Genomic DNA, 25,008 nt, shown 5'->3' with positions numbered 1-25,008 from the left:
CACGCGCTCTGAGATAAGGCGTCGATTGTTCGGGGCTTTGAAGAAGGGGAGCCGCCCCTTGTCCGCCCACGTACGGATGGTATCCACCGGGATCGGAGAGCCGTCGGAACGAGTAACGCCGATTTCGGCGAGCTTATCTGTCACACCTTGGAAGTCGAGGTAACGCTCGCTCATTGCCTAACGCGCCCCAATGTAGCCGAGGCGCGGGCTTGGTGTTACGCAAGAGCCGCGGAGCCGCCCCGGTCGAGATCGGCCAAAGCCCCTCGGAGCATAATCCGGAGGCGATTCTCAAGCGTTCCCGTCGCCTCCGCCTCGTCGAGCAAGCCAATCGCGTACCGCAGTTTGAATGCAACGTCCGAAGCGCAGGAGGCCGGAGCTCTGGCGACGGCGTCCTCCGCGTCGCAAATACGGAGAACACTCGCCTCGATTTCCTCGTCGGATTTCCAGCAATCGCGGGCGTCCTTACGCTCTAACTCACTCTCCGCAGCTAAAAGGATCGAACGGGCGCTTTGGAACAGCATAACCCAGCCTCCGAATAACGGTCTACCTCTTTCGATACGCAGTTTTACGCAGATATACGCAGGAAGTAGAAGCGAATTCTATCCGCCATTCTGACGGATTTTTGCGTCGCGACGATGGATGCTTCCTCGATATTGAAGGCGAGCCCAGCATCTTCGATGCCGACCTCGCCGAGCGGCTCGGGTACGAGCGGGCCGAGCTCGCTCCCTCCTCCGCGATCGCGCCCGCCGGGTTCTCTCCGGAGGCGATCGCCGCCGCGATTGCGACAAGGATCGAGCGCGGGATCGAGGCGGTCCTTGCTCGCGTTCTCCCGCGAGTCGAGGCATATCGCGACGGGGCTATTGCCGGGTGCCACTCCCTCAGTCCCTAAGGGAGTTCTCTAGCGCCGAGAATGGTACGGCGACCTAGGGCGGAGGATTTGTTCCCCCCGAGTTCCCCCAACCCCTGCCCACATAAAAAAACCGCCGCTAACCCATTGGATTAGCGGCGAGTTGAACAGGGAGGCTTCACGTCTGGGAGACGCTGGGTCCGAGGACCCAACCCCGGAGGGGAGACCTCCGGGACGAAACATCGGATGCTGCGTCGCAACATCCAACGATCAAAATTTGACCATTCTGCTGCCAACTTTCCAGGCACAAATATATAAATCTACCATGCAAGACGCGCATGGCTTCAAAATATCCTTAGAAGGCTAATAAAAATGCCGAAATCGACGATGCCGCTCCGGAAAGTCGGAAAGACATCGTCGATTTCGGCAATTCTCTTACGGGATCATTGAAAATTGTTTGAGGTCAGAACGGAGTTTCTGCCACTTTTTTAACCAGGAAGTCGCGGAAGACCGCGATGCGCTTGGAATGGCGCAATTCTTCGGCATAGACGAAGTAGGCGTCGACCTTCGGCCCGTCGACGTCCGGCAGGATCCGGGTCACGTCCTTGGAGAAGCTGTCGACCAGGAAGTCCGGCAGCGCGCCGATGCCGAGCCCGCTCTCCACCGCGCGATAGATGGCGTAGACGCTGTTGACCTGCAGGATCGGCTTCCGGTTGGGCGAGGGGTCGCCGACCTCCATGATCCAGTTGACGTTCGGAATCGGCGCCCGCACGTCGGGCGGATAGGTGATCAGGTCGTGATTGTCCAGCTCGGCCGCCGTCTTGGGCGTGCCCTTTTTCTTCAGGTAGCTCTGGCTGGCATAGAGGTGGAAGCGGATCGACATCAGGTGCCGCTGGATCAGGTCCGGCTGGCGCGGCGTGTTCATGCGGATGGCGATATCCGCCTCGCGCATCGCCAGGTCCAGCTCGTCGTCGTCGATCAGCAGCGTCAGCTGGATGTCGGGGTAGATCGACATGAACTCGTTGATGCGCGGCGTCAGCCAGGTCGATCCGAAGGCGACGGTCGTCGTCACCCGCAGCGGTCCCTTGGGATGCTCCCGGCTTTCGGTCAGCATCGCTTCGGTCATCGACAGCTTGGCGAACACGTCGCGGGCGGTGCGGTGAAGCAACTCGCCCTGTTCGGTCAGGATCAGCCCGCGGGCGTGGCGGTGAAACAGCGGAACGCCCAGGCTTTCCTCGAGCGCGCTGATCTGGCGGCTGACCGCCGACTGGCTGAGGTTCAACGTCTCGCCGGCATGCGTGAAGCTGCCGGCTTCGGCCACCGCGTGGAATACCCGCAGCTTGTCCCAATCCATCATGCTGTCCCGCCCCGATGCGCAGCCGCCCGGAGCCTCCCGTTTATCTTGAGGACGGCGCATGGCCGCCATGCATGTTTATAGCGGGAACGCGCCCGGAACGCACGCGCTAGTAAAAGCGACTCGCACGAAAATTAATCATGATCGCCGGAATTATTCTCATCCGAAGTCACAGCGATCCGGGCATATCCGTATAATGGATAGGGGTGTTTGCGATGCTCGGAAATGGGACGGCGGCCATTCGCCCCCATCTTTGCTAATCCGCGGCGTCGGTCAGGGCGGCGGTCTTGACCGTCGCGTTGCGGGCAGCGTCATGCCGCGTTTCGGGGCGTGTTTCAGGGCGGGCGCTGCCGATATGCCCGCTGATCTCGTTGCCGGCATCGGCGGGCAGGCGCCAGAAGGGCAGGCTGGAGGCGCAGGCCATCAGCCCCACCGTCAGGAAGGCGGGAACGAAGGTGGCGGGGGTCAGGGCGCCGCCGCTCCACTGGGTGGTCAGGTGCAGCGCGGTGGCGCCGACGGCGACGCCCAGGCTCAGCGACAGCTGCTGCATCACGCTGGCCAGCGTGTTGGCGCGGCTGGTCATCGGCTGCGGCACCTCGGCATAGCTCAGCGTGTTCATCCCGGTGAACTGCAGCGAGCGGAAGAAGCCGCCCACCAGCAGCGCGCCCAGGATCACCAGATGCGGCGTGTCGGGACGGAAGGCGCCGTAGCTGGCCAGGATCGCACCGCTGACCAGCGAATTGAGGGTCAGCACCAGACGGAAGCCGAAGCGCCGCAGGATCGGGCCGGCCAGCGCCTTCATGGTCAGCGCCCCCGCCGCACCGGCGAAGGTCAGCGCTCCCGACTCGAAGGCGGTCAGGCCGAAGCCGATCTGCAGCATCACCGGCATCAGGAAGGGCACCGCGCCGTTGCCGACGCGGAACAGCGTGCCGCCCAGGACCGAGGCGCGATAGGTCGCCAGCCGGAACAGCGACGGGTCGAGCACCGGCCGCACCACCCGGCGGGCATGGCGCAGATAGGCCAGCGTCGCCAGCAGTGCCACCGCCAGCAGAATCGCCACCGCGCTGGGCGGCAGCAGGTCGCGCCCGATATTCTCGAAACCGAACATGAAGGCGGCCAGCGCGGTGGCGCTCCACAGGAAGCCGCGGGCGTCGAAGGGGTCGCGCTGCTCCTCCTTCAGGTTGGGGATCAGCGCCAGCACCAGCGCGATGCCGATCAGCCCGATCGGCACGTTGATGAAGAAGATCCAGCGCCAGGAGGCATAGGTGGTGATCGCGCCGCCCACCAGCGGCCCCAGCGCCGGCCCGATCAGCGCCGGCAGGGTCATCCGCGCCATCGCCGTCACCAGCTGGTCCTTCGGCACCGTGCGCAGCAGGATCAGCCGGCCGACCGGGACCATCATCGCGCCGCCGATGCCCTGGAGGATGCGGGCAGCCACCAACTCCACCAGCCCGTTCGACAGGCCGCAGGCGATCGACCCCGCCATGAAGACGGCGATGGCGCTGGCGAAAACGGTGCGCGCGCCATAGCGGTCGGCCGCCCAGCCGCTGACCGGCAGGAACACCGCCAGCGCCAGCATGTAGGAGGTCATCGCCAGGCTGAGCCGCAGCGGATCCTCGCCCATCGACCGCGCGATCGCCGGCAGCGCCGTGGCAATCACCGTCGAGTCGAGGTTCTCCATGAACAGGGCGCAGGCGATGATCAGCGGGGTGACGCGCGACATGACGGACCGTCAGGCAGGGAACGGAGCCCTACGAATGTGAGACGTTCCGCCGCATTGACCATCGCACATGCGAAAGCCCTGCCATGCGTAAGCGAGGTCGGGGAGGTGATTCTTGGGGCGCGCTGGATCGGCGGGCAAGATCGACACGGATGTCACGGATTGAAGCACGGATTTCACGGATATGGCGTTGCCCAGGTCCTTGCTTGCCGGGAGAGGTCAAGGCGTTGCCACGAGCAAGAAAAAATCCGTGTAATCCGTGTCTAAATCCGTGTAAATCTTGCCTGCCGCAACTACACTCTTTCCAAAGATCAATGTCCCGTAAATACCGGCCTCCGCTTCTCCAGGAAGGCGCGGTAGCCCTCGCGGAAGTCTTCGGTGCCGAAGCAGTGGTAGCATTCGGCGATTTCGGCCTCGGTCAGCGGCGCCGGGTCGGACAGGCGGCGGACATAGCGCTTGTGCAGGGTGGCGGCCAGCGGCGCGCCGGCGGCGATGCGCTGGATCGTGGCAGCGATTTCCGCCTCGAAGCCCTCATCCGCGACGACCCGGTGGACGAGATTCTTGTCCTTGGCCTCCGCCGCACCGAAGACGCGGCCTTCCAGCAGGATCTCCAGCGCCGCCGGGCCGCCGGCGACGTCGGCGACCAGCTTCAGCTCCGTCGGTCCCATGGAGATGCCGAGCCGGCTGACCGGCACGCCGAAGCGGCTGCTCTCCGAACAGACCCTGAGGTCGCAGGCCAGCGCCACCGCCAGCCCGATGCCGCAGCAGGGACCGTCGATGGCGGCCAGAACCGGATGGCGCAGGGCGCGCAGGCCGTCCAGCCCCTCGTCCATCAGGTCGCCGTAGCTGGCGCCCTGTTCGGGGCTGTTGCGCTCGCTCTCGAATTCCGAGATGTCGGCGCCGGGGGAGAAGGTGCGCGACCCGTTGGAGCCGGGGCCGCCGCGCATCACGACGACGCGGGTTCCCTCGTCGGCCTCAAGCGCTGTCAGGTGGCCGATCAGGGCGTGCCACATCGGCTTGTCGAAGGCGTTCAGCTTGTCCGGGTTGGACAGGGTCAGGGTCGCGACCGCTCCATCGCGGGTCAGGGTGATGGTGCCGGCCATGCCGCAATCTCCATCCGTTGCCGTATGGTTGCGTACCATAGCGCGCCTCCGCCGGGACGCAAGACGCCCGGTGCCGCAGCGCAGCAGGGGAGGGGAAAGCCGTCGCGAAAAAAGTGAGGGGAGGGTGAATTTTCCTCTTGCGGCGGAGGCCGCGTTTCCGTAGAAAGCGGCTCCCGGACGACGGGAGCGCGGGCGTAGCTCAGGGGTAGAGCACAACCTTGCCAAGGTTGGGGTCGAGGGTTCGAATCCCTTCGCCCGCTCCAGTTCTCCGGTAGAGAAGCGAAGACCTAAGGGCCGGGCGGCAACGCACCGGCCCTTCGCTTTTCCGACCTCCGCTTTTTGGTCTTCATTGTCCGGAAACACCGGGCATCCCTTATCGACACTGGCCGTCCGGCGCGCTAGATCCATAGTCATGACCGACACTTCCCTCGCCGCCCGCGGCGTTGCGCTCGACTTGCTGCGCGACGTGCTGCGCAAGTCCGTTCCCTTCGACGACGCGTTCGACGCGCATCCCGAACTGGCGGCGCTGCAGCCGCGCGACCGCGGCTTCGTCCGCCTGCTGGTCGCCACCGTCCTGCGCCGGCTGGGCCAGATCGACGAGATGATCCAGGCCAGCCTCGCCAAGCCGGGTCTGCCCAAGGCGGCCATCCACGACATGCTGCGGCTGGGCACGGCGCAGCTGGTGTTCCTGAACACCCCCGCCCATGCCGCGGTCGACACCGCGGTGGAACTGGCCGCCGCGCGCAACGCCGCTCCCTACAAGGGGCTGATCAACGCCGTGCTGCGCCGCATCGGGCGCGAAGGGGCGGAGATGGCGGCGCGGCAGGATGCCGGGCGGCTGAACACGCCGGACTGGCTGTGGCTGTCCTGGCGCTCCGCCTACGGCACCGCCCGCACCCGCGGCATCGTCGAGGCCCACCTGCACGAAGCGCCGCTGGACATCACGGTGAAGTCGGACCCGGAGGGCTGGGCGGAGCGGCTGGGTGCCACCCTGCTGCCGACCGGCTCGCTGCGCCGTCCGCCCGGCGGGTCGGTGACCGAGCTTCCCGGTTTCGAGGACGGGGAGTGGTGGATCCAGGATCTTGCCGCCTCGCTGCCGGCCAAGCTGTTCGGTGATCTTCGGGGCAAGCGCGTGTTCGACCTGTGCGCCGCTCCCGGCGGCAAGACGGCGCAGCTGGTGGTGCAGGGCGCGCAGGTCACCGCCATCGACCGCTCGGCCCGCCGGCTGGAGCGGGTGACGGAGAACCTGAAGCGCCTGCGTCTGGAGGCCGAGGTGCTGGCCGCCGACGCCGCGACGTGGGAGCCGGAGGAGCCGGCCGACGCCGTTCTGCTCGACGCGCCCTGCTCGGCGACTGGTGCGATCCGGCGCCATCCCGACATCCTGCGCGTCAAGACGCCGGACGACATCGCCAAGCTGGCCCGCGCCCAGTCGCGGCTGCTCGCCCGCTCGGTCGAGCTGGTGAAGCCCGGCGGCACGCTGATCTACTGCACCTGCTCGATCCAGCCGGAGGAAGGGGAGGCGCAGATCGCCCGTCTGCTGGAACAGGACAGGCGGGTGGAGCGTTGGCCTGTGACCGCCGACGAACTCGGCGGCCTGTCGGAGCCGATCAACGAGGTGGGGGAGGTCCGCAGCCTTCCGGGCATGCTGGCCGATCTCGGCGGGATCGACGGCTTCTTCGTGGCGCGCCTGCGCCGACGCCCGGACTGAGCCACTCATCCAGTCCGCACCGCGGGATAAATCCCAGGCCCGTCTTGCGGTGCGGGCGGCGAATTGATACGACACGACCCATGCTTCCGTCCGCGTTCTCCCGCACTGCATCATCACCCTCCGCCGGCCGCCGACGCCGCTCGCGGTCCTGAAGGAGTCGGCGCAGATGGGCGACGGGAACGGACGGTTTCGCAGCGGCATGGCGCGCCTTGCCTATGGGAATCCCCTTTACGCCCTGATGCTGGGCGGCAAGGCGCCGGGGGCGCTGGCGGTGATCCCGCCCGATCCCTGGCCCGGCGACATCGACAACGGCAACGCCATGCTGGCCGGGCGGATGAACTTCGCCGGGCAGTCGATCATGGTCGATCCCAACGGTGCGCCCAATTGGCGGCCCCAGGGTGCCAGCGTCGGCTGGCTGCGCGCCGCCCATGGCTTTGAGTGGCTGCGCGACCTGCGGGCGGTCGGCGGCGACACCGCGCGGCGCCGGGCGCGGGTGCTGGTGTGGTCGTGGCTGGACCAGAATGGCGGCTGGCATGCGCAGAGCTGGGCTCCCGACGTGCTGGGCGTGCGGCTTGCCAGTTGGATCGGTCTGCATGACTTCTACTGCGCGTCCGCCGACGACGAGTTCCGTGCGCGGATGTTCGAGAGCATGGCCCGCCAGTTGCGCCACCTGCTGCGGGTGGCGCCGGCCAAACTCGACGGCGAACGGCTGATCGGCGCGATCAAGGGCCTGCTCTATGGCGGCTATTGCCTGCCCGATCAGGACAAGGCGGCGCGCGAGGCGCTGCGCCTGCTCGACAAGGAACTGCCGCGCCAGATCCTGCCCGACGGCGGCCATGTGGAACGCAACCCGTCGATCCAGATGCGGGTTCTGCGTGACCTGATCGACATGCGCGCCGTGCTGCGCGTCGCGCGGGAAGAGGTGCCGGAAAGCCTCCAGCACGCCATCGACCGCATGACCCCGGCCCTGCGCTTCTTCCGCCATGTCGATGGCGGGCTCGCCCTGTTCAACGGCGGGCGGGAGGAGGAGCCGGCGCTGATCGACACCGTGCTGGCCCAGGCCGACGCCCGCGGCCGTCCGCTGAAAAGCGCGCCGCACACCGGGTTCGAGCGTCTGCTCGCCGGGCGCACGCTGGTGCTGCTCGACACCGGCGCGCCGCCGCCGGCCGGACTGGACCGCACCGCCCATGCCGGCACCCTGTCGATGGAGGTTTCCGTCAACAAGGAGCGGCTGATCGTCAATTGCGGCAGCCACCCGTCCCAGCGCGGCCCCTGGCGCGCGGCGCTGGCCGGGACGTCCGCCCATTCGACCATGGTGGTGGCCGACACCAACTCGTCGGAAGTGCTGGAGAAGGGCGGGCTCGGCCGCCGGCCGACGAATGTCAGTTGCGAGCGGCAGGAATCCGACGGCGCCATGCTGGTGGTCGCCAGCCACAATGGCTACAGCAAGGGATTCGGCCTGCTGCACCGCCGCCGCGTCTATCTGGCCGACAATGGCGAGGACCTGCGCGGCGAGGACACGCTGGAGCCGGTGATCGGCGCCACGCCGCAGCCGCAGCCCTACGCCATCCGCTTCCACCTGCATCCCAATGTCGAGGTGGTGCCGGTCCAAGGGCAGGGCGATGGGCGCAACGATCAGGTGCTTCTGCGCCTGCCCAGCGGCAATACCTGGCGCATGCGGGTGACCGGCGCCGTGCTGGAGGTGGCGGAGAGCGTCTATCTCGGCAGCGGGGACGAGCCGCGCCGCAGCCGGCAGATCATGATGCAGGGACAATGCGGCCCCGAAGGGCTGACGGTGAAATGGGCCTTGCGCCGCGAGCGCAAGGCGGCGTAAATCGCGCCCATCCGCGGTGGCCGGGCCTATTCCTTTCGGAAGGGGCGTGGAAACACGGATGAACACGGGATTTGGGGCACGGGCGACCACGGGACTCGTCTCGCCGTGCTTATCCATGTCCGTCCGGACCGGCAATGTGCGGGCGGGCGGACGCGGATAAGCACAGCCGAGCGGCATTTCCGTGGCCGTCCGTGCTTTTCTTCTTCCGTGCTTGTCCGGGTCTCCCCGGTTGCCTGCGGCCCAACGCACCACCCGCAGCGATCAGGATGACGCCATGAGCCCGCCCAAAGCCAACCACGCCCCCGCCCCCGACAAGGTCCGCATCACCCGCGCCCTGATTTCCGTGTCCGACAAGGCCGGTCTGGTGGAGCTGGGCAAGGCGCTCGCCGCCCGTGGCGTCGAGATCCTGTCGACCGGCGGTTCGGCCCAGCGTCTGGCAGAGGCCGGCGTCCCGGTCAAGGAGGTCTCCGACCACACCGGCTTCCCGGAGATCATGGACGGCCGCGTCAAGACGCTGCACCCGCGCGTCCATGGCGGCATCCTGGCCCGTCGCGACATCCATGCCGACGCGATGGCCCAGCACGACATCCCCGGCATCGATCTGGTGGTCGTCAACCTCTACCCGTTCGAGGCGACGGTCGCCAAGGGCGCGGCCTATGACGATTGCGTCGAGAACATCGACATCGGCGGGCCGGCGATGATCCGCGCCGCCGCCAAGAACCACGATTTCGTCGCCATCGTCACCGAGCCGTCCGATTACGAGGCGGTGCTGGACGAGCTGGCGACCCATGACGGCTGCGTCACGCTGGCCCTGCGCCGCCGGCTCGCCCAGCGCGCCTATGCCCGAACCGCCGCTTATGACGCCGCCATCTCCACCTGGCTGGCCGGCCAGCTGGGCGAGACCTTCCCACCGCGCACCACCCTGTCGGGATCGCTGGCCCAGACCCTGCGCTATGGCGAGAACCCGCACCAGCAGGCGGCCTTCTACGTCACCGGCGAGAAGCGTCCGGGCGTCGCCACCGCCGTGCAGCTCCAGGGCAAGGAGCTGTCCTACAACAACCTGAACGACACCGACGCCGCCTTCGAACTGGTGGCGGAGTTCGAGCAGCCTGCCGTCGCCATCATCAAGCACGCCAACCCCTGCGGCGTTGCCCAGGGCACCAACCTCCTGGAGGCCTACAAGTCGGCCCTGCTGTGCGATCCGGTCAGCGCCTTCGGCGGCATCATCGCCGTCAACCGCAGCCTGGACGCGGAGACGGCCGAGGAGATCTCCAAGCTGTTCGCCGAGGTGGTGATCGCTCCGGACGCCGACGAGGCCGCCCGCACGCTGCTGGCGACCAAGAAGAACCTGCGCGTCCTGCTGACCAAGGACGTGCCGAACCCGGCCGAGCCCGGCATGATGATCAAGCAGCTGTCGGGCGGCTTCCTGCTGCAGAACCGCGACAGCGGCCGCGTCAACCCGGCCGAGCTGAAGGTCGTCACCAAGCGCGCGCCGACCGAACAGGAACTGGCCGACCTGCTGTTCGCCTTCCGCGTCGCCAAGCACGTCAAGTCGAACGCCATCGTCTATGCCAAGAACGGCGCCACCGTGGGCGTCGGCGCTGGTCAGATGAGCCGCGTCGACTCGGCCCGCATCGCCGCCATCAAGTCGGCCGAAGCCGCCAAGGCCGCCGGCCTGTCGGAGCCGCTGACCAAGGGTTCGGTGGTTGCGTCGGATGCCTTCTTCCCGTTTGCCGACGGCCTGCTGGCCGCCGCGGAAGCGGGTGTGACCGCGGTGATCCAGCCCGGCGGCTCGATCCGCGACGCCGACGTGATCGCCGCCGCGGACGAGAAGGGTCTGGCGATGGTGCTGACCGGAATGCGGCACTTCCGGCATTGATGGTGTGACGGGGTGGGGACGTTAGACCCCCACCCTAACCCTCCCCCGCTTCGCGAGGGAGGGGACTGCCGCAGCCCTTGCACTTTACTCCCTCCCCTGCGAAGCGGGGGAGGGTTAGGGTGGGGGCAAGCGAGGCTTGGTCTTCACGCCTCCGCCAGCAGGTCGTCGGAATCCTCGACCCGCTTCAGCATCGACTGCCGCAGTTTCAGCAGGGCCCGATGCTCCAACTGGCGCACGCGCTCCTTGCTGACGCCCAGTTCGCGACCGAGTTCCTCCAGCGTGGCGCCTTCTTCGCGCAGGCGGCGTTCGCGGATGATGGTGCGTTCGCGCGGGCTGAGTTCGCCCAACGCTTCCGCCAGCCATTGCGAACGGGTGTTGGCGTCGCGCATGCCGATCACCACGTCCTCGGGCGAGGGGCGCTGGTCGGCCAGGAAATCCTGCCAGTCGTCATCGGAGCCGTCGGCCACCGGCGTGTTCAGCGACTGGTCGGAGCCGGACAGGCGCATCTCCATCGCCTCGACCTCCGACACCTCGACCTGCAGTTCGCCGGCGATCCACTCGCGGCCTTCCTTGGTCAGGCGTGCGCCGTTGCCGTTCTGCGTGGCGCTGTCGATCTTGGCGCGCAGGCGACGCAGGTTGAAGAACAGGGATTTCTGCGCGGCGGTGGTGCCGGTCCGCACGATCGACCAGTTGCGCAGGATGTAGTCCTGCATGGCCGAGCGGATCCACCAAGCGGCATAGGTGGAGAAACGCACCTCGCGGTCGGGTTCGAAGCGGCTGGCCGCCTGCATCAGGCCGACGTTGCCTTCCTGGACGAGATCGCCCATCGGCAGGCCGTAATTGCGGAAGCGCGACGCGGTGGCCACCACCAGACGGGTATAGGCCCGGACCAGCTGATGCAGCGCCCGTTCGTCATGGCCCTCACGCCATTTTCGGGCGAGTTCGAATTCATGGTCGCGCGACAGCAACGGTTCGCGCATGGATGCCTTGATGAAGCTCAGATTAGCACGCTGAGTCTCCGGATCGTCGATGTATGCCATCCGTCCCTTCCTTCCCGTCTGGGCGGCATCGTGTTCCTTCGCATATCCCCGTACTATCGGGTCTTCGCCGCTTGCCGCCTGCCCCCGGTCGATGCCGTCGGGTTAGACAACAAGCATGAGCGCGCCCTGTTGCGGAATCATACGCAGGTGTAGGGGGAACGGATCACAAGGGACGGAGGTTTTTTGCCGGCGGCCCATGAGGCGGCTGCCGGAAGGATAGCCGGACCTGTACGGAGGAAGGGGGCGGACGGGCTGAAAGGTCAGGCTGGACCTAAGGATGGGTCACGCTTGGAAAAGGTCCAGCATCTCGCCGAAAGAATCGAAACAGGCGCAAACGAGGTGACCACCACGGCCGCAGCCGCCGTCCAGCGTCACCGTCACCGGTCCGACATCCACGCCGGGGCTTTCCGGCGTCCAGCCGGGATCATAGCCGCGCACCAGCCGATTGAAGCCGCCATAGGGCTGCTCCAGCCGGGCGAAGCCGGCGCTGCCCCACCAGAAGGCGTCGCCCTGGCCGGTCAGCGGGCGCCGGGGATCGATGCCGGAATTGACCAGCAGCAGGCTTCCGCCGCCCCGGCTGTTGCCGGTCCAGTCGGCGCCGTCCGAGGTCCCATCGGGTGCCCCGTCATTCGCGGCCCCCTCTTTCGTGGCCCCCTCTTTCTTGGCAATGTCATTTGCAGGCCCGCCGGTGTAGGCGGCGCGGCGCAGGGCATTGAACAGCTGTTCATGCCCCGGCCTCGCGGCCACCGCCTGCCGCAGCTCGCGCGTCCAGCGGCCCAGCATCACCGCACCGCCGCGCGCGCCCGCCATACCGGCATCCAGATTGCCGCCATAGGCGGCCAGCGTCGGCGCCACGCCCTGGCGCAGCATCCAGTCCAGCACGGTGCGGGGATCGGGAGCGAAATGGAGTTGCAGCAACTTCTGCCACATCTCCTCCTGCTGGCCGCGCAGATAGACGATGTCCGACGCGATCATGCCCGGCATCGCCAGCAGGGCGATGCGGAAGGCCAGCAGCCGGTCGATGGTCTCCACCACCCGGTCGCCGAAGCCGATCATGTTGCCGAGATAGACCAGCCGGTCGCCGGGGCGGAATCGCTGGCCGATGGCGTGATGGATCAAATCCAGCCGGTCGGGTTGCGCATGGATGGCGCCGATGGCCCAGACGCGGCGCGGCCGGCCGAGCGAGGCGAAACGGCTGCCATCCTCGATGGCGCCGACGATGCTCGCGGCATGGCGGCTGGCCTGACGGTTGGGAAGAGCAAGGCGCGGCGGCAGACCCAAACTGGATTCCCTTCGACGTCGGTCGCGAAGTCGTTCCGGCGGCGTCTGCCGGAAGGCGGCGGGAGTTTAGGCGTGTCATGCCACGGAAACAAAGGCGAAAAACGAGACGGGCGCGCGGCGTGACGTAGCAGCCGCGCGCCCGTTCGTGTCACGGACGTATATGAGGAGCCTGGAACCCAGGCCCTGGAATCAGGCTGCCTTGGACAGCACCGACTCCAGACGCTCCGTCGCCTTGGTCTCGTCGATCTTCTCGACGGCGGCCAGTTCGCGGGCCAGACGCTCCAGGGCGGCCTGATAGATCTGGCGCTCGCTGTAGGACTGGTCGGACTGGTCGGCGCCGCGGTACAGGTCGCGCACCACCTCGGCGATGGACACCGGATCGCCGGAGTTGATCTTGGCCTCATATTCCTGGGCGCGGCGGCTCCACATGGTGCGGCGGACGCGCGACCGGCCCTGCAGCGTCTCCAGCGCGACCTTGATGCGGTCCTTGGAGGACAGGCGGCGCAGGCCGGCGTTGCGGGCCTTGGTGACCGGAACCTTGAGCGTCATGCGCTCTTTCTCGAACGTGATCGCGTAGAGTTGAACCTCGAGTCCGGCGATGCTGTGGGTCTCGATCCCTTCGACCCGACCGACGCCATGAGCCGGATAAACGACGAAGTCACCGGCTTCGAAGTCAAGCTTGTTCGACATTTGGATTGGCTCTCACTTCTCGCGATCACGCCATTTTGCCGCCCCGGTGGAAGGGACGAAAAAGGACCCCGGACAGTTATGGCGCCGTGGGGATGGGACCCATCCACGACGATCACAAAAGCCACAGGTCCTGGAACATAGGGAAAACCGGCAATGGCGCGGAGGCCGGCTCCGGTCGCGCATTATAGCGATGTTACGCCCGAGTTACAAAGGGAACGCGCAATCTACCGGGCGGAAATCGTTCATCGCCCGGCCATGGCCGCCCCGTCGATTTTGCATAGCAACATCGGCGGGATCAATCGGTTGATGCAGCCCGACTCGGAATGGCCGGGCCGCATCCGCTGGTCCGGCCTCAGCCGCCCGCCTTCGGGGAGAAGTACTTCTCGAACTTGCCGTCGACGCCCTTGAACTCGTCGGCGTCGGGCGGCGCGTCTTTCTTGCGGGTGATGTTCGGCCACTGGCCGGAATAGTCGCGGTTCATCTCCAGCCACTTGGTCGCGCGGTCGTCGGTATCGGGGACGATCGCTTCGGCCGGGCATTCCGGCTCGCACACGCCGCAGTCGATGCACTCGTCCGGGTGGATGACCAGCATGTTCTCACCCTCGTAGAAGCAATCCACGGGGCAGACTTCGACGCAGTCGGTGTACTTGCACTTGATGCAGCCGTCGGTGACGACGTAGGGCATGATTCTTCTCCGCTGTTCCGGCCGGCGGTGCCGGCAGGAATGGGCACGCGCATGGCAACGGGCCGGATGGCCAACCCGCGCCTGCCTAGCATGCCGCAGACGAACCGTTCAACCCTGCGCGTGATGTGGGCGACCCTGTCGCACCCGTGGCGGCCTTTTTCGAATGGGCAACGGAAGCGATGTCCCCGGAGAAGGCGTCCAGGAAGGCGCGCAGGCTGGCGGTCTCGATGGCGTCGGTGCGGCGCACGAACTGCGTCGGCATGCGGCCCAGCGCTTGCGGCAGCGGCCGGGCGACCAGCAACTCGCGCCATGGATCGCGCTCCACGACGGAGCGCGGGATGACGGTCACCCCCATGCCGGCGCCGACGCAGCCCAGGATGGCGTCCAGCGCCCCGAACTCCATGACGCGGAAGGGCACGCGCCCGGCCTCGCGCATCGCCATCTCCGCCCGGCCGCGATAGGCGCAGGCCCGGCCGAAGGCGAGCAGGGTGCGGCGCGCGGAGTCGGTGGTCAGCCCGGCGGCAGGTTCGGCCAGCACCAGCTCCTCGTCGAAGATGCGCCGGGCGGTCAGGTCGGGATGCGCCACCTCGCCGCCGACGAAGGCGCCGTCCAGCCGTCCGCCCAGCACGTCGCCCAGCAGGGTCTCGGTCGGGCCGGGGGTGATGGTCAGCTCCACGTCGGGGTGGTCGCGGTGGAAACGGGCCAGGATCGGCGGCAACCGCACCGCGGCGGTCGATTCCATGCTGCCCACCGCCAGCCGGCCGCCGCGCCCGGCCGCCTCCGCCACCGCGTCGCGGGCCTGGGCGACCAGCCGCAGCACCCGGTCGGCATAGCCGCTGAGCACCCGGCCGGCCGGCGTCGGCTCCATCCCGCGGCTGAGGCGCAGGAACAGGTCGACGCCCAAATCCTCCTCCAGCCGCTTGATCCGCGCGGTGACGTTGGACTGCACGCAGTTCAGCGCCTCCGCCGCCCGGCTGACGCTGCCGGTGTCGGCCACCGCCTTCACCACCCGCAAACCGGCCAGATCCATCGCACCATCTCCCCAACCGCCAATGCATGGCACCCATCACTGAAAGTGGAGCTTATCATCAGAACAATTCATTGGAAATGAGGGCAGTGCCGCGGCCATGATGAACCGCAAATCAATCGGCCGGCCGAACGGTTCGTTTTTCCAAACAGTTCTTGTTTCAACGAGCCGGCCGAACACCGAGAGGGCGTGGAACATGGTTCGGGTGCTGGTTGGCGGCCTGATCGGGCTTGCCATCGCAATGGGTGTCGCGCGCTTCGCCTTCACCCCGATCCTGCCGGCGATGCAGGAGGCCACCGGGCTAAGGGCCGACGGGGCGGGGCTGCTCGCCTCGCTGAACTATCTGGGCTATTTCGTCGGGGCGCTGGGGGCCGGTCTGGTGCCGCACGGCGCCACGCGGACCGCCGTGTTCCGGCTGTCGCTGCTGATCAGCGTCGCCACCACCGCGGCGATGGGGCTCGATCTCGGGGATGCCGGGCAGGCGATGCCGGTCTGGCTGGTCCTGCGCTTCCTGTCGGGGGTGTCGAGCGCCGGCATCTTCATCCTGGGCATCGCCATGGTGCTGGACACGCTGACCCGCGGCGGCGGGGAGCGGCTGGCCGGCTGGCTCTACACCGGGATCGGGGTGGGCATCGCCGCCTCCGGCCTGTTCGTCGCGCTGTTCGGCGGACGGCTGGGCTGGGACGGCGACTGGCTGGCCTTGGGGGCGATCTGTGCCGTGCTGGGGCTGATGCCCGGCCTTTGGGTGCGCGATCCGGCGCCGCAATGCCATGCGGCGGTCGCCAAGGCGGAGGGGGCCGCCCCGGCGCGGGCGGGCGGGCTGTCGGCGCCGCTGCTGCTGCTGACGGTCGCCTATTTCCTGGAGGGCGGCGGCTACATCGTGTCGGCCACCTTCCTGGTGTCGATCCTGAAGACCGATCCCGGCACCGCCGCGGTGGGCGAGGCCGCCTGGATGGTCGTCGGCATCGGGGCGATGGGCGCCGGGGTCTTCTGGGCCTCGGTCGCCCGGCGCACCAACAGCTGGTGGTCGCTGATCCTGGCGCATCTGACGCAGACGGTGGCCATCCTGCTGCCGATGACCGGATCGCCCACCGCGTCGGTGGTCTCGGCCCTGCTGTTCGGCGGCACCTTCGTCGGGATCGTGTCGCAGGCCTTCGCGCTGGGGCGGCAACTGTCGGGTGGAGCGTCGGCACGGGTGGTCGGGGCGCTGACCGCCGCCTATGGGCTGGGGCAGATCATCGGGCCGCTTCCGGCCGGGCTGGTGGTGACGCGCACCGGCAGCTTCAACGCCGCGCTGCTGGGGGCCGCCGCCGCGGTGGTGCTGGGCACGCTGCTGCTGGTGCTGGGCATGGTGATCGCCGGGCGGCAGGCATCGGCGGGATCGGCAATGGCGACACCCAATGCTTCGGTTCCAAAAGCTTCGTAAGTATTCGTAAGGTCTGCCTGCGACAATCGGCGCCGCTTCTGCTGCTATGCCGTTGTTCTCCCCGATCGTCCGCTTTGGCTACAGTCTGGTCCACAACAACCAGATCCTCGGGGAAGTCATGAAACGCAAGCTGGTTCCGGACGTCGTGAAGTCGCAGGAGCTGATCCTGGTGCCGGAGGATACCTCCGTCGCCACCGTGTCGAAGATGATGGCCGAAAAGAACATCGGCGCGGTTCTGGTGGTCGATCACGGCGCCCTGATCGGCATCGTCACCGAGCGCGACCTGAACAACAAGGTGCTGTCCAAGGATCTCGACCCGTCGGCGGTGGAGGTGGGGACGGTGATGACCCGCAACCCCGACAGCCTGCCGCCCGATGCCGACGCGGTCGACGCGCTGAAGCTGATGCACGACAAGCATTACCGCCACCTGCCCATCACCCAGGGCAAGCGCGCGGTCGGCATCGTGTCGATCCGCGACCTGTTCAAGGTCGCTTACGAGCACATGATGGCCGACCGCGCCGAGGCGTGAGGGAGAGAAGGGGCGCCGGGAAGGGCGCCCCTCTTTGCCGTCCCCTCTTTGCCGTCAGTGCCCCGGGCTCTGCTTGCGCCGGGCCAACAGGTTCAGCGCCTCCACCAGGGCGGAGAAGGCGATGGCGAAGTACAGGTAGCCCTTGGGAATGTGGAAGCCCAGGCCGTCCGCCACCAGCGCCACGCCGACCAGCAGCAGGAAGGACAGCGCCAGCATCTTCACCGTGGTGTGACGGTTAACGAAGTCGCCGACCGGGCCGGAGGCGAACAGCATCACCGCCATGGCGATGACGACGGCGGCGATCATCACCGGCAGATGGTCGGACATGCCGACGGCGGTGATGACGCTGTCGAGCGAGAAGACGATGTCCAGGAACATGATCTGGACGACCACCGAGGTGAAGGTGGCGTGCTTGGGCGCCGACCCGCTCTCCTCATGGCCTTCGACGGTGTGGTGGATCTCCAGCGTGCCCTTGGCCAGCAGGAACAGGCCGCCCAGGATCAGGATCAGGTCGCGGCCCGACACCTCCCAGCCGGCGACGGTGAACAGCGGCTGGGTCAGCTGCGCCACCCAGGCGATGGAGGCCAGCAGGGCCAGGCGGGTCAGCAGCGCCAGCGCGAGACCGACGCGGCGCGCGCTGTGCTGCCGTTCGGGCGGCAGCTTCGACGCCATGATCGAGATGAAGATGATGTTGTCGATGCCCAGCACGATCTCCAACGCGGTCAACGTCAGAAGGCTGGCCCAGACATTCGGGTCGGCGAGAAGGTCGAGCATGAAGGGGCGGGGCTCCGGCGGTCAAATGGGTGCAGTCGACAGGCTGCACGCCGGCACCGCAGGGCACCAGCGTGACCGCGACCACATGAGGTCGGCCGCGGTCCGCTGCAAGAGGGGCCAGTTCCATTTTTCCGCCATTCTTCCCCCGTCCTGACGCCGTCTTGCCGTTGATCCGGGGGCGGTGCGTTTCACCTCCAGGAGGCTGCGGCCCGCTGTCCGCCTGCCGCGGCGGGGAGGCGGCCGAAGGGGGCCGGCTCCACCTCGTGCCGCTCGACGGTCTGTCGGGTGGCCGTCCTGCCGCTCCAGGCGCGCCGGCGGACCGCCATCTGAAGCCGGCAATCCTGGGAGCAATAGAAGGGCGCCGGACCGCGGGCGGACGTGCGGACGAAGGGCCTGCCGCAGCAGGCGCAGTAAAGCGTGGTCATGGTCGTTTCCTCCGGAACGGGCGGCCGTTTGCCGGCCTGCCCCGAGCCTTGCGGTGATCGCCCCAATTTTTGATTGCCTTGGGAGCGATCGGCCTTCGGCTCTGCTGATGCTGTTGGGTGAATTGTGTCGGCTGCCCTCAGACATCGCCAGCGATCAAAAGACATAAGCCCGACTGGCCTCAAGTATTCGGCGTCAAAATTCGGAGCAGCAGCAGCAGCTTAGATGCACATGCGCGTCAATTCGCCGCGATGCTCTGCCGATCGTTGGCGTACGCATTTTTCGACATCCGCGTCTTCCAACGGAAGCCTGACGGTGCCATTTGTTCCTTTCGACCAACAGACCGGAAAGACGAGACGCGATGACGCTTGGACGCCTCGCCACCTTCCTGAAAACCGAAAGCGCCAGCGGCGTGGTCCTGATGATTGCGGCGGTGCTCGCCCTGTTGTGGGCGAACTCGCCGGCGGCCCCGCTGTACGACACGATCCTGGCGACGAAACTGGCGGTGACGGCAGGGGGCGTCGGTTTGGACAAGCCGCTGATCCTGTGGATCAACGACGGGCTGATGGCGATCTTCTTCCTGCTGGTCGGGCTGGAGATCAAGCGCGAGGTGCTGGAGGGCGAATTGTCCAGCCCGGCCAAGGCGATGCTGCCGGGCATCGCCGCGCTGGGCGGCATGGCGGTGCCGGCGCTGGTCTATTGCCTGTTCGCCCAGGCCGAACCGGGCGCCCTGCAGGGCTGGGCGATCCCGGCGGCCACCGACATCGCCTTCGCTCTCGGCGTGCTGTCCCTGCTGGGCAACCGCGTGCCGGGCAGCCTGCGCGTCTTCCTGCTGGCGCTGGCGATCATGGACGATCTGGGCGCCATCGTGATCATCGCCGTCTTCTACAGCCACGGGCTGGTGCCGATGGCGCTGGGGCTGGCGGCGGCATCGGCCGTCGGGCTGTGGCTGCTGAACCGGGCCGGGGTGCGTTCGCTGACGCCCTATCTGCTGCTGGGGCTGGTGCTGTGGGTGTGCGTGCTGAAATCGGGGATCCACGCCACGCTGGCCGGCGTGGTGCTGGCCTTCGCCATTCCGCTGCGGGTCAAGGGTCCTGACGGCAAGCGGGCGGAGGATGCGCCGCTCTATTGCCTGGAGCATGCGCTGCATCCCTGGGTCGCCTTCCTCATCATGCCGGTCTTCGCGCTGGCCAATGCCGGCGTGCCGCTGGACGGCATCACCCCCGCCAGCCTGATGGAGCCGGTGCCGCTGGGCATCGCGCTCGGCCTGTTCGTGGGCAAGCAGGTGGGCGTGTTCCTCGCCGTGTGGATCGCCGTGCATATCGGCGTGGTCGAGCGTCCGGCGCGGGCCAGCTGGAGTCAGGTCTACGGCGTCGCCGTGCTGACCGGCATCGGTTTCACCATGAGCCTGTTCATCGGGACGCTGGCCTTCGCCGATCCGCAGCATGCGGTGGCGGTGCGGCTGGGCGTGCTGACCGGGTCGCTCGCCTCGGCGCTGGTCGGCTATGGCCTGCTCCATGTCGCCGGCACAAGGCGGGCGCGGGCGGCGGCGCGGGCGACCTGATGCCGATCGGCGAAGGTTATCGCCAAAGATAGTCGCCCATGGTATCTGTTTGGTGCGCGAACTTTGTTCCGGGAAGGCGGAACCCGCGGGCGTGCTGGCCGGTTCTTCCTTGGTGGGGAGTCGCGCGGCAGGCGCGGGACCGACAGATCGGGGGGACATGCGATGATCGACGCCATCCGCACACGCCGGCGCACCGTTGCCGAAGATCCCCCACCGGGCGGGTCCGGCAGCTCGATCCCCATCGACTTCCAGCGGCTGGAGCGGCTGCGCCGCCTGTCCCGCCTGATGGACAGCCGCTGGCGCATCCCCTTCACCCGCATCCCGGTCGGGCTGGACGGCATCGCCAGTCTGGTGCCGGTGGCGGGCGACACGGCGACCGCGCTGGTTTCCGCCTACATCATCATGGAGGCCGCCCGCTTCGACCTGCCCAAGACGCTGGTCGCCCGCATGGTCTTCAACGTCCTGCTCGACTGGGCCGGCGGGTCGATCCCGGTGCTGGGCACCGTCTTCGACATCGCCTTCAAGGCCAACCGGATGAACCTGAACCTGCTGCACGAGCATCTGGAACAGCGTCTGGCCGCCGCCGCGGCGAAGCGCTGAAATGGCGGTCCCTGCGATCTTGACGTGGATCAAGGCAGGGGTGGGGGGACTGCGGCACTCTGTCGCTCATGAACGCCATCACCGCCCTGGCCGTAAAGCCGGCCCCCGCCCCGTCCCGTTCCCACGGTGTCGATCCCGCGCTGCTCGCCAAGTATGACGGGCTGCGGGTGCCGCGTTACACCAGCTACCCGACCGCGCCGCACTTCACCCCCAAGGTGAACGGCGACGTCTATGGCGGTTGGCTGGAGGCGATCGATCCCGCCCGCTCGGGTTCGCTCTACCTGCACATTCCCTTCTGCCAGAAGATGTGCTGGTACTGCGGCTGCCACACCAAGATCGTCGCGCGCTACGAGCCGATCGCCGAGTATCTCGGCCATCTGCGGCGCGAGATCGCCATGGTGGCGGAGCGCGTTCCCGGCCGGCTGGCGGTGCGCCACATCCATTTCGGCGGCGGCACCCCGACCATGATGGCGCCGGACGACTTCGAGGCGATCATCGCGCTGCTGCGCACCCGCTTCGACGTCGCCGCCGATGCCGAACTGGCGGTGGAGATCGACCCGCGCACCCTGACGGCGGAAATGTCCGCGGCGCTGGGCCGCGCCGGCGTCAACCGCGCCTCGCTGGGCGTGCAGGATTTCGACGAGACGGTGCAGCAGGCGATCAACCGCGTCCAGCCGCGCGCCGTCACCGAACAGGCGCTGGCCTGGCTGAAGGAGGCCGGGATCACCAGCGTCAACCTCGACCTGATGTACGGCCTGCCGCACCAGTCGGTGGAGAGCGTCACCCGCTCCGCCGAGATCGCGTTGGAGATGGCGCCGGATCGGCTGTCGGTCTTCGGTTACGCCCATGTGCCGTGGATGAAGACCCACCAGAAGAAGATCGACGAGGCGGCGCTGGCCGGTTCGATTGGCCGGTGGGAGCAGTTCGCCGCCATCGGCGACACGCTGGCCGCCGCCGGCTACAGCGCCATCGGTCTCGACCATTTCGCCCGTCCCGGCGATGAACTGGCGGTGCAGCAGGAGGAAGGGCGGCTGGGCCGCAACTTCCAGGGCTACACCACCGACGACGCCGAGGTGCTGCTGGGCTTCGGTTCCTCCTCCATCGGCGCGCTGCCGCAGGGCTATGTGCAGAACGCCGTGCCCTTCGACCATTATGCCACCGCCATCGAGGAAGGCCGCCTGCCCACCGGCAAGGGCATCGCGCTGACCACGGACGACAAGGTGCGGCGCGACCTGATCATGCGGCTGATGTGCGACCTGTCGGTCGACACCGCCGCCATCGCCCAAGCTCACGGCTTGCCTGAGTCGGCCTTCGACGCGGAACTGGAGGGCATGGCCGATCTGGTCGCCGACGGTGTCGCGGTGGTGGAGGGCCGGCGCGTCCATGTGCCGGAGAGCGCCCGCCCCCTGATGCGCATCGTCGCCGCCCGTTTCGACACCCACCTGTCCAAGGGCGCCGGGCGGCACAGCCGGGCTGTTTGAGGGCCGGGCAGTTTGAGGGCCGTTCTTCAAAAAGAAAAGGCGGCCGGCGCCACCCGCCGACCGCCTTTTCCCGTGCCGCGCATCCGAACCCACAAGGCTACGCGGCAACCTCGTTGATGCCCTGCATCAATGTCCGCAGCATGTCGCCGCTGAGGCGGTTGGACGTCACGCCGCCCGCCTGCTGCTGCGTGACGCCGCCATAGGCGGCCATCCGTTCCTGTTCCGACACATAGCCGTCCTTGTCGGTGTCCAGCGGGTCGTAGCTGGTCGTGCCGCCCGCCGACGCGGTGCTTCCCGAAGATGAGGCGGAGGACGTTGCCGACGCGCCGTTGCTGCTGTCGGACGTGCTCTCCGAAGCGCTGGCCGTGCCGCTGTCGTTGGCGGGCGGCGGGGGAGGGGCGGCGGGCGGTTGGCGTCGGCCTGCTTCAGCGCGCTGCTCAGCTCGTCCTCGGAAATCGATCCGTCCTCGTCGCTGTCGAGGCTGCTGAACAGCGACGAGGCGTCGGTGGACGACTGGCCGGCGGAGGTGAGGGCGGAGGTCAGCTCGTCGGTGCTGATGCCGCCGCTGCTGTCGCTGTCCAGGCTGGAATAGAGGTTCTGCGCGAACTGCTGCTGCATCGCGCTCGCCTGCTCCTGCGCCGCCAGCAGGGCGCTGCCGCTGCCATAGTCGAACTGGCTGGAGAAGGAGCTGAACTCCGTCGCGCTGAGCGAGCCGTTCTTGTCGCTGTCCAGGCTGCCGACCAGACTGTCGACCGCCGAGGAGAGCTTGTCGCTGTCGGATGCGGCGGAAGTGCCGCCGAGCGCACCGAGAAGCTCGTCCTTGGACAGCGACGAATCGCTGTTGGCATCCGCCTTGGAGAAGAATTTCTGGAGCGTCGCCGCGCTGCTGGAACTGCCGAGGGAGGAGATCATGGCCGGATGCCCCCGTAAGGTGCCGTCGTGATGGTCAAGATACGCGGGGCGCGGCCGGACTCCTGCGCTGGGGCGGCGCAAAAAAGATTGGATTTGCATTAATTCTTCGGGGGGCGGGCGACGTGCCCCAAAAAGCGCATAGCGAGGTTGGGTGTGCTGCGGTGGCGAAGAGGGGGGCACCTCCTGTATGGTCGCGCCGAAGGTCCATTGCTCCTGTTTGCCAGCCCCTTTCGCCCTTCCTGCAAATCACCGATCCATATCAAGGTGAGCGATGATCCGGCGTGTGCGTTTCCTTCCGCTGATGGTGGCCCTGGCCACGCTGATGGTTCCCGGCTGCATGCCGTACCAGCGGATTCCGAATCCGCCGACCGTACGCACCGCGCCCGATACCGGGGCGGGGCTGGAACCGATCTATGGGGAATGGCAGGTGGACAAGCCGACCCCGTTGCGCGCCCAGCCGTCCGCCGGTGCGGGCGTCGTCGCCACGCTGGGAGCAGGGCAGGCGGTGACCACGCTGGGCCGGGTGCGCAACAGCGATTGGGTGGCGGTGAAGGCCGGCGGGTCCACCGCCTATGTCCGGCTGCATCTGCTCAGCCTGAAGAGCAACACGCCGCGCGGCAGCCGCGGCACCTCCACCACCCTGGAGAAGCCGGTCGACAATGCCGGTCCGACCATCAAGGCCGCCCCGCGCAGCAAGATCGGCGTCACGCCCATCGGCAATTGACCTGAGAGGTCGGCGAGCCTCCGGGCAATCGGTCACAGGACAAGACAGGAGTCGCAGACTCCCCCTCGACATGGCTCCATGATAGAACATATCAGGAACATATACCTGTCGAGCGGAGCCGAGTCATGCCTGTCCTGTTGTCCCCTTCGCCGTCCGCGGAGGCTGCGCCGCGTGATCGTGCCGGCGTGCTGGCCGACCTGCGCGCGCGCATCCGGCGGATCGAGGGGGCGGGCGGGGAGGGTGGGAGGATCCTGCCGTTCGGTATCGACGCGGTCGACGGGCATCTGCCCGACGGCGGGCTGCCGCTGGGCTGCCTGCATGGGGTGGCGGCGGAGGATCCGGGGGCGGGTACCGGATTCGCCGCGGCGCTGCTGGCCCGGCTGGCGACGCCGAGGACGCCGGCGCTGTGGATCCTGCGCGGGCGCGACCTGTATGCCCCGGGGCTGGCGGCCTATGGGCTGACGCCGGACCGGCTGGTGGCGGTGCGGGCGGTGCGGCCGGTCGATGCGCTGTGGGCGATGGAGGAGGCGCTGCGCAGCTCCGCCCTGTCGGCGGTGCTGGGCGAGCTGGAGGGGCTGGACCTCACCGCCAGCCGGCGGCTGCAGCTCGCTGCCGAGTCGTCGGGGGTGACCGGCTTCCTGCTGGACCTGAGCGCGGGTTTGGGTGCGTCGGGTGGACGCAACCGGCGGGCGGAGGGGCTCAGCGCCGCGGTGACCCGCTGGCGCCTGGATGCTGCACCCAGCCTGGATGGGGAGGAGGATGCGGCCCCGCGCCCGGCCGGAGGTCCGCCGGGGCTGGGAAAACCACGCTGGTCCGTCGCGCTGGAACGGTGCCGGGGCGGGCGCCCAGGGCACTGGACCCTCTCCTGGGACGGGGAGGGCTGGCGCGACGTGGGGAAAGAGGATGGAAGCGGCCTTGGGCAGGCCGCGCGAAGCGACTCGGGGCCATGGCCGGCCCGGCACTCGATAGCCTCGCATTCGATGGCCCTGGACTCGATGTCCGACAACCGACAGGGTCGCTTGTCGGATCACCGCAAACCGGCTATCGCGCGCTGAGTGCCGAATCAGTAGTTGGTGGCCCAGTCAGGCTCGCGGCGGGCGGGCTGCTCCGACCCGTCCGGCTCGGTCATCCAGCGCGGGTCATCCGCGTCCAGTGGGGCGTAGAGCGGCAGCTGGCGGGCGAATTCCGCGTTGTCGGCATCGCGGCGCTGCTTCAGCAGGCGGTCGGCAAGGTGGGCGGGCAGCATGGCAGGTCTCCTTCTGAGCGCCGGATGGCACCGCGGATCAGCCTGACTAAGGCCGGTCCTGGCCCACCCGTCGTTCCTGTTTGCCTGGATAATAACTACGCAAGTTCCAGGCCAGCTGTTAAGCGCGTCACACGAGTTCCATGACACACGACTAAGTCTCT

Annotated in this window: 24 protein-coding genes and 1 tRNA gene; 11 read left to right on the top strand and 14 right to left on the bottom strand. The window is 67.8% G+C overall.

Annotation, left to right across the window (positions count from 1 at the left end; translation table 11 throughout):
* Window positions 1–215 precede the first annotated feature (215 nt).
* The 5 genes from ACCD06_RS15635 to ACCD06_RS15615 all read right to left on the bottom strand — a co-directional run bounded on the left by ACCD06_RS15635 (window position 216) and on the right by ACCD06_RS15615 (window position 5,024).
* On the bottom strand, window positions 216–521 hold the full coding sequence (locus tag ACCD06_RS15635; RefSeq protein WP_413341685.1) for a hypothetical protein: 306 nt from the start codon (window positions 519–521) through the stop codon (window positions 216–218).
* 44 nt (window positions 522–565) lie between these two features.
* Window positions 566–874 (bottom strand): hypothetical protein, encoded by a 309-nt coding sequence (locus ACCD06_RS15630; RefSeq protein ID WP_413341683.1) that lies wholly within the window; start codon window positions 872–874, stop codon window positions 566–568.
* A 436-nt stretch (window positions 875–1,310) separates the two neighbouring features.
* Window positions 1,311–2,201, bottom strand: coding sequence for a LysR family transcriptional regulator (locus tag ACCD06_RS15625; RefSeq protein WP_109075197.1), 891 nt, complete (start codon window positions 2,199–2,201; stop codon window positions 1,311–1,313).
* Window positions 2,202–2,457: 256 nt separating this feature from the next.
* Complete coding sequence (locus ACCD06_RS15620) at window positions 2,458–3,924, bottom strand: DHA2 family efflux MFS transporter permease subunit (RefSeq protein ID WP_413341681.1); 1,467 nt, start codon at window positions 3,922–3,924, stop codon at window positions 2,458–2,460.
* Between the two features lie 308 nt (window positions 3,925–4,232).
* The gene (locus tag ACCD06_RS15615) at window positions 4,233–5,024 is read right to left on the bottom strand and encodes an enoyl-CoA hydratase/isomerase family protein (protein WP_413341679.1); all 792 of its coding nucleotides are present in this window, start codon (window positions 5,022–5,024) and stop codon (window positions 4,233–4,235) included.
* Between the two features lie 188 nt (window positions 5,025–5,212).
* Here ACCD06_RS15615 and ACCD06_RS15610 point away from each other — a divergent pair.
* From ACCD06_RS15610 to purH, 4 genes are all read left to right on the top strand, one after another.
* Window positions 5,213–5,287: transfer RNA gene (locus tag ACCD06_RS15610), tRNA-Gly, on the top strand.
* Between the two features lie 149 nt (window positions 5,288–5,436).
* A complete protein-coding gene (locus ACCD06_RS15605) occupies window positions 5,437–6,732 on the top strand; it encodes an RsmB/NOP family class I SAM-dependent RNA methyltransferase (protein ID WP_413341677.1) in 1,296 nt (431 codons plus the stop codon).
* Between the two features lie 166 nt (window positions 6,733–6,898).
* A complete protein-coding gene (locus ACCD06_RS15600; protein WP_413341675.1) occupies window positions 6,899–8,566 on the top strand; it encodes a heparinase II/III family protein in 1,668 nt (555 codons plus the stop codon).
* A 274-nt stretch (window positions 8,567–8,840) separates the two neighbouring features.
* Window positions 8,841–10,445, top strand: a complete 1,605-nt coding sequence (gene purH / locus ACCD06_RS15595; protein WP_413341672.1) for a bifunctional phosphoribosylaminoimidazolecarboxamide formyltransferase/IMP cyclohydrolase — start codon at window positions 8,841–8,843, stop codon at window positions 10,443–10,445.
* A 143-nt stretch (window positions 10,446–10,588) separates the two neighbouring features.
* Here the strand turns inward: purH and ACCD06_RS15590 are convergent, their stop codons facing one another.
* The 5 genes from ACCD06_RS15590 to ACCD06_RS15570 all read right to left on the bottom strand — a co-directional run bounded on the left by ACCD06_RS15590 (window position 10,589) and on the right by ACCD06_RS15570 (window position 15,171).
* Window positions 10,589–11,485, bottom strand: a complete 897-nt coding sequence (locus ACCD06_RS15590; RefSeq protein WP_413341670.1) for an RNA polymerase factor sigma-32 — start codon at window positions 11,483–11,485, stop codon at window positions 10,589–10,591.
* Window positions 11,486–11,767: 282 nt separating this feature from the next.
* Window positions 11,768–12,766 (bottom strand): hypothetical protein, encoded by a 999-nt coding sequence (locus tag ACCD06_RS15585; RefSeq protein ID WP_413341667.1) that lies wholly within the window; start codon window positions 12,764–12,766, stop codon window positions 11,768–11,770.
* A 189-nt stretch (window positions 12,767–12,955) separates the two neighbouring features.
* Entirely contained in the window at window positions 12,956–13,456 is a 501-nt protein-coding gene (locus ACCD06_RS15580) for a CarD family transcriptional regulator (RefSeq protein ID WP_014248912.1), read from the bottom strand.
* Window positions 13,457–13,808: 352 nt separating this feature from the next.
* Window positions 13,809–14,141: a ferredoxin FdxA gene (gene fdxA, locus ACCD06_RS15575; protein ID WP_085090756.1), complete on the bottom strand. Its 333-nt coding sequence runs from the start codon at window positions 14,139–14,141 to the stop codon at window positions 13,809–13,811.
* An 85-nt stretch (window positions 14,142–14,226) separates the two neighbouring features.
* A complete protein-coding gene (locus ACCD06_RS15570) occupies window positions 14,227–15,171 on the bottom strand; it encodes a LysR substrate-binding domain-containing protein (protein WP_413341664.1) in 945 nt (314 codons plus the stop codon).
* A gap of 193 nt (window positions 15,172–15,364) precedes the next feature.
* On the opposite strand from ACCD06_RS15570, the gene ACCD06_RS15565 reads away from it, so the two are divergent.
* The gene (locus tag ACCD06_RS15565) at window positions 15,365–16,594 is read left to right on the top strand and encodes a YbfB/YjiJ family MFS transporter (RefSeq protein WP_413341662.1); all 1,230 of its coding nucleotides are present in this window, start codon (window positions 15,365–15,367) and stop codon (window positions 16,592–16,594) included.
* Window positions 16,595–16,712: 118 nt separating this feature from the next.
* On the top strand, window positions 16,713–17,123 hold the full coding sequence (locus ACCD06_RS15560) for a cyclic nucleotide-binding/CBS domain-containing protein (protein ID WP_247870761.1): 411 nt from the start codon (window positions 16,713–16,715) through the stop codon (window positions 17,121–17,123).
* A 54-nt stretch (window positions 17,124–17,177) separates the two neighbouring features.
* Here the strand turns inward: ACCD06_RS15560 and ACCD06_RS15555 are convergent, their stop codons facing one another.
* Together ACCD06_RS15555 and ACCD06_RS15550 are read right to left on the bottom strand one after the other, a co-directional pair.
* Complete coding sequence (locus tag ACCD06_RS15555) at window positions 17,178–17,897, bottom strand: TerC family protein (protein WP_109075208.1); 720 nt, start codon at window positions 17,895–17,897, stop codon at window positions 17,178–17,180.
* A gap of 188 nt (window positions 17,898–18,085) precedes the next feature.
* Window positions 18,086–18,322 (bottom strand): hypothetical protein, encoded by a 237-nt coding sequence (locus ACCD06_RS15550; RefSeq protein WP_109075209.1) that lies wholly within the window; start codon window positions 18,320–18,322, stop codon window positions 18,086–18,088.
* A 359-nt stretch (window positions 18,323–18,681) separates the two neighbouring features.
* Here ACCD06_RS15550 and nhaA point away from each other — a divergent pair, with 359 nt between their 5' ends.
* From nhaA to hemN, 3 genes are all read left to right on the top strand, one after another.
* A complete protein-coding gene (gene nhaA / locus ACCD06_RS15545) occupies window positions 18,682–19,884 on the top strand; it encodes a Na+/H+ antiporter NhaA (protein ID WP_413341660.1) in 1,203 nt (400 codons plus the stop codon).
* Window positions 19,885–20,046: 162 nt separating this feature from the next.
* The gene (locus ACCD06_RS15540) at window positions 20,047–20,484 is read left to right on the top strand and encodes a DUF4112 domain-containing protein (protein WP_413341658.1); all 438 of its coding nucleotides are present in this window, start codon (window positions 20,047–20,049) and stop codon (window positions 20,482–20,484) included.
* Between the two features lie 68 nt (window positions 20,485–20,552).
* Window positions 20,553–21,965: an oxygen-independent coproporphyrinogen III oxidase gene (gene hemN / locus ACCD06_RS15535; RefSeq protein ID WP_109075212.1), complete on the top strand. Its 1,413-nt coding sequence runs from the start codon at window positions 20,553–20,555 to the stop codon at window positions 21,963–21,965.
* Between the two features lie 165 nt (window positions 21,966–22,130).
* Here hemN and xopAW read toward each other — a convergent pair whose 3' ends face one another.
* Window positions 22,131–22,877 (bottom strand): XopAW family type III secretion system calcium-binding effector, encoded by a 747-nt coding sequence (gene xopAW / locus ACCD06_RS15530; protein ID WP_413341656.1) that lies wholly within the window; start codon window positions 22,875–22,877, stop codon window positions 22,131–22,133.
* A gap of 283 nt (window positions 22,878–23,160) precedes the next feature.
* Here xopAW and ACCD06_RS15525 point away from each other — a divergent pair, with 283 nt between their 5' ends.
* Both ACCD06_RS15525 and ACCD06_RS15520 read left to right on the top strand, forming a co-directional pair.
* Window positions 23,161–23,601 carry an SH3 domain-containing protein gene (locus tag ACCD06_RS15525; RefSeq protein WP_247874471.1) on the top strand — a complete coding sequence of 147 codons (441 nt, stop codon included), beginning with the start codon at window positions 23,161–23,163 and terminating at the stop codon, window positions 23,599–23,601.
* Window positions 23,602–23,726: 125 nt separating this feature from the next.
* Window positions 23,727–24,656, top strand: a complete 930-nt coding sequence (locus tag ACCD06_RS15520; RefSeq protein ID WP_413341654.1) for an ImuA family protein — start codon at window positions 23,727–23,729, stop codon at window positions 24,654–24,656.
* A gap of 8 nt (window positions 24,657–24,664) precedes the next feature.
* Here ACCD06_RS15520 and ACCD06_RS15515 read toward each other — a convergent pair whose 3' ends face one another.
* The gene (locus ACCD06_RS15515) at window positions 24,665–24,847 is read right to left on the bottom strand and encodes a hypothetical protein (RefSeq protein WP_109075215.1); all 183 of its coding nucleotides are present in this window, start codon (window positions 24,845–24,847) and stop codon (window positions 24,665–24,667) included.
* Window positions 24,848–25,008: the final 161 nt, after the last annotated feature.

This window comes from Azospirillum sp. CT11-132 (assembly GCF_047302835.1).
GTDB lineage: Bacteria > Pseudomonadota > Alphaproteobacteria > Azospirillales > Azospirillaceae > Azospirillum.
This window is presented reverse-complemented; position numbering and strand designations above follow the sequence as displayed.

Coding starts and splice junctions, on each gene's coding strand:
- ACCD06_RS15520 (WP_413341654.1), top strand. CDS start 23,727: ATGCCTGTCCTGTTGTCCCCTTCGCCGTCCGCGGAGGCTGCGCCGCGT.
- ACCD06_RS15555 (WP_109075208.1), bottom strand. CDS start 17,897: ATGCTCGACCTTCTCGCCGACCCGAATGTCTGGGCCAGCCTTCTGACG.
- ACCD06_RS15560 (WP_247870761.1), top strand. CDS start 16,713: ATGAAACGCAAGCTGGTTCCGGACGTCGTGAAGTCGCAGGAGCTGATC.
- xopAW (WP_413341656.1), bottom strand. CDS start 22,877: ATGATCTCCTCCCTCGGCAGTTCCAGCAGCGCGGCGACGCTCCAGAAA.
- hemN (WP_109075212.1), top strand. CDS start 20,553: ATGAACGCCATCACCGCCCTGGCCGTAAAGCCGGCCCCCGCCCCGTCC.
- ACCD06_RS15550 (WP_109075209.1), bottom strand. CDS start 18,322: ATGACCACGCTTTACTGCGCCTGCTGCGGCAGGCCCTTCGTCCGCACG.
- ACCD06_RS15565 (WP_413341662.1), top strand. CDS start 15,365: ATGGTTCGGGTGCTGGTTGGCGGCCTGATCGGGCTTGCCATCGCAATG.
- ACCD06_RS15600 (WP_413341675.1), top strand. CDS start 6,899: ATGGGCGACGGGAACGGACGGTTTCGCAGCGGCATGGCGCGCCTTGCC.
- ACCD06_RS15590 (WP_413341670.1), bottom strand. CDS start 11,485: ATGGCATACATCGACGATCCGGAGACTCAGCGTGCTAATCTGAGCTTC.
- ACCD06_RS15570 (WP_413341664.1), bottom strand. CDS start 15,171: ATGGATCTGGCCGGTTTGCGGGTGGTGAAGGCGGTGGCCGACACCGGC.
- ACCD06_RS15605 (WP_413341677.1), top strand. CDS start 5,437: ATGACCGACACTTCCCTCGCCGCCCGCGGCGTTGCGCTCGACTTGCTG.
- fdxA (WP_085090756.1), bottom strand. CDS start 14,141: ATGCCCTACGTCGTCACCGACGGCTGCATCAAGTGCAAGTACACCGAC.
- ACCD06_RS15620 (WP_413341681.1), bottom strand. CDS start 3,924: ATGTCGCGCGTCACCCCGCTGATCATCGCCTGCGCCCTGTTCATGGAG.
- ACCD06_RS15540 (WP_413341658.1), top strand. CDS start 20,047: ATGATCGACGCCATCCGCACACGCCGGCGCACCGTTGCCGAAGATCCC.
- ACCD06_RS15515 (WP_109075215.1), bottom strand. CDS start 24,847: ATGCTGCCCGCCCACCTTGCCGACCGCCTGCTGAAGCAGCGCCGCGAT.
- ACCD06_RS15580 (WP_014248912.1), bottom strand. CDS start 13,456: ATGTCGAACAAGCTTGACTTCGAAGCCGGTGACTTCGTCGTTTATCCG.
- ACCD06_RS15625 (WP_109075197.1), bottom strand. CDS start 2,201: ATGGATTGGGACAAGCTGCGGGTATTCCACGCGGTGGCCGAAGCCGGC.
- purH (WP_413341672.1), top strand. CDS start 8,841: ATGAGCCCGCCCAAAGCCAACCACGCCCCCGCCCCCGACAAGGTCCGC.
- ACCD06_RS15635 (WP_413341685.1), bottom strand. CDS start 521: ATGCTGTTCCAAAGCGCCCGTTCGATCCTTTTAGCTGCGGAGAGTGAG.
- nhaA (WP_413341660.1), top strand. CDS start 18,682: ATGACGCTTGGACGCCTCGCCACCTTCCTGAAAACCGAAAGCGCCAGC.
- ACCD06_RS15615 (WP_413341679.1), bottom strand. CDS start 5,024: ATGGCCGGCACCATCACCCTGACCCGCGATGGAGCGGTCGCGACCCTG.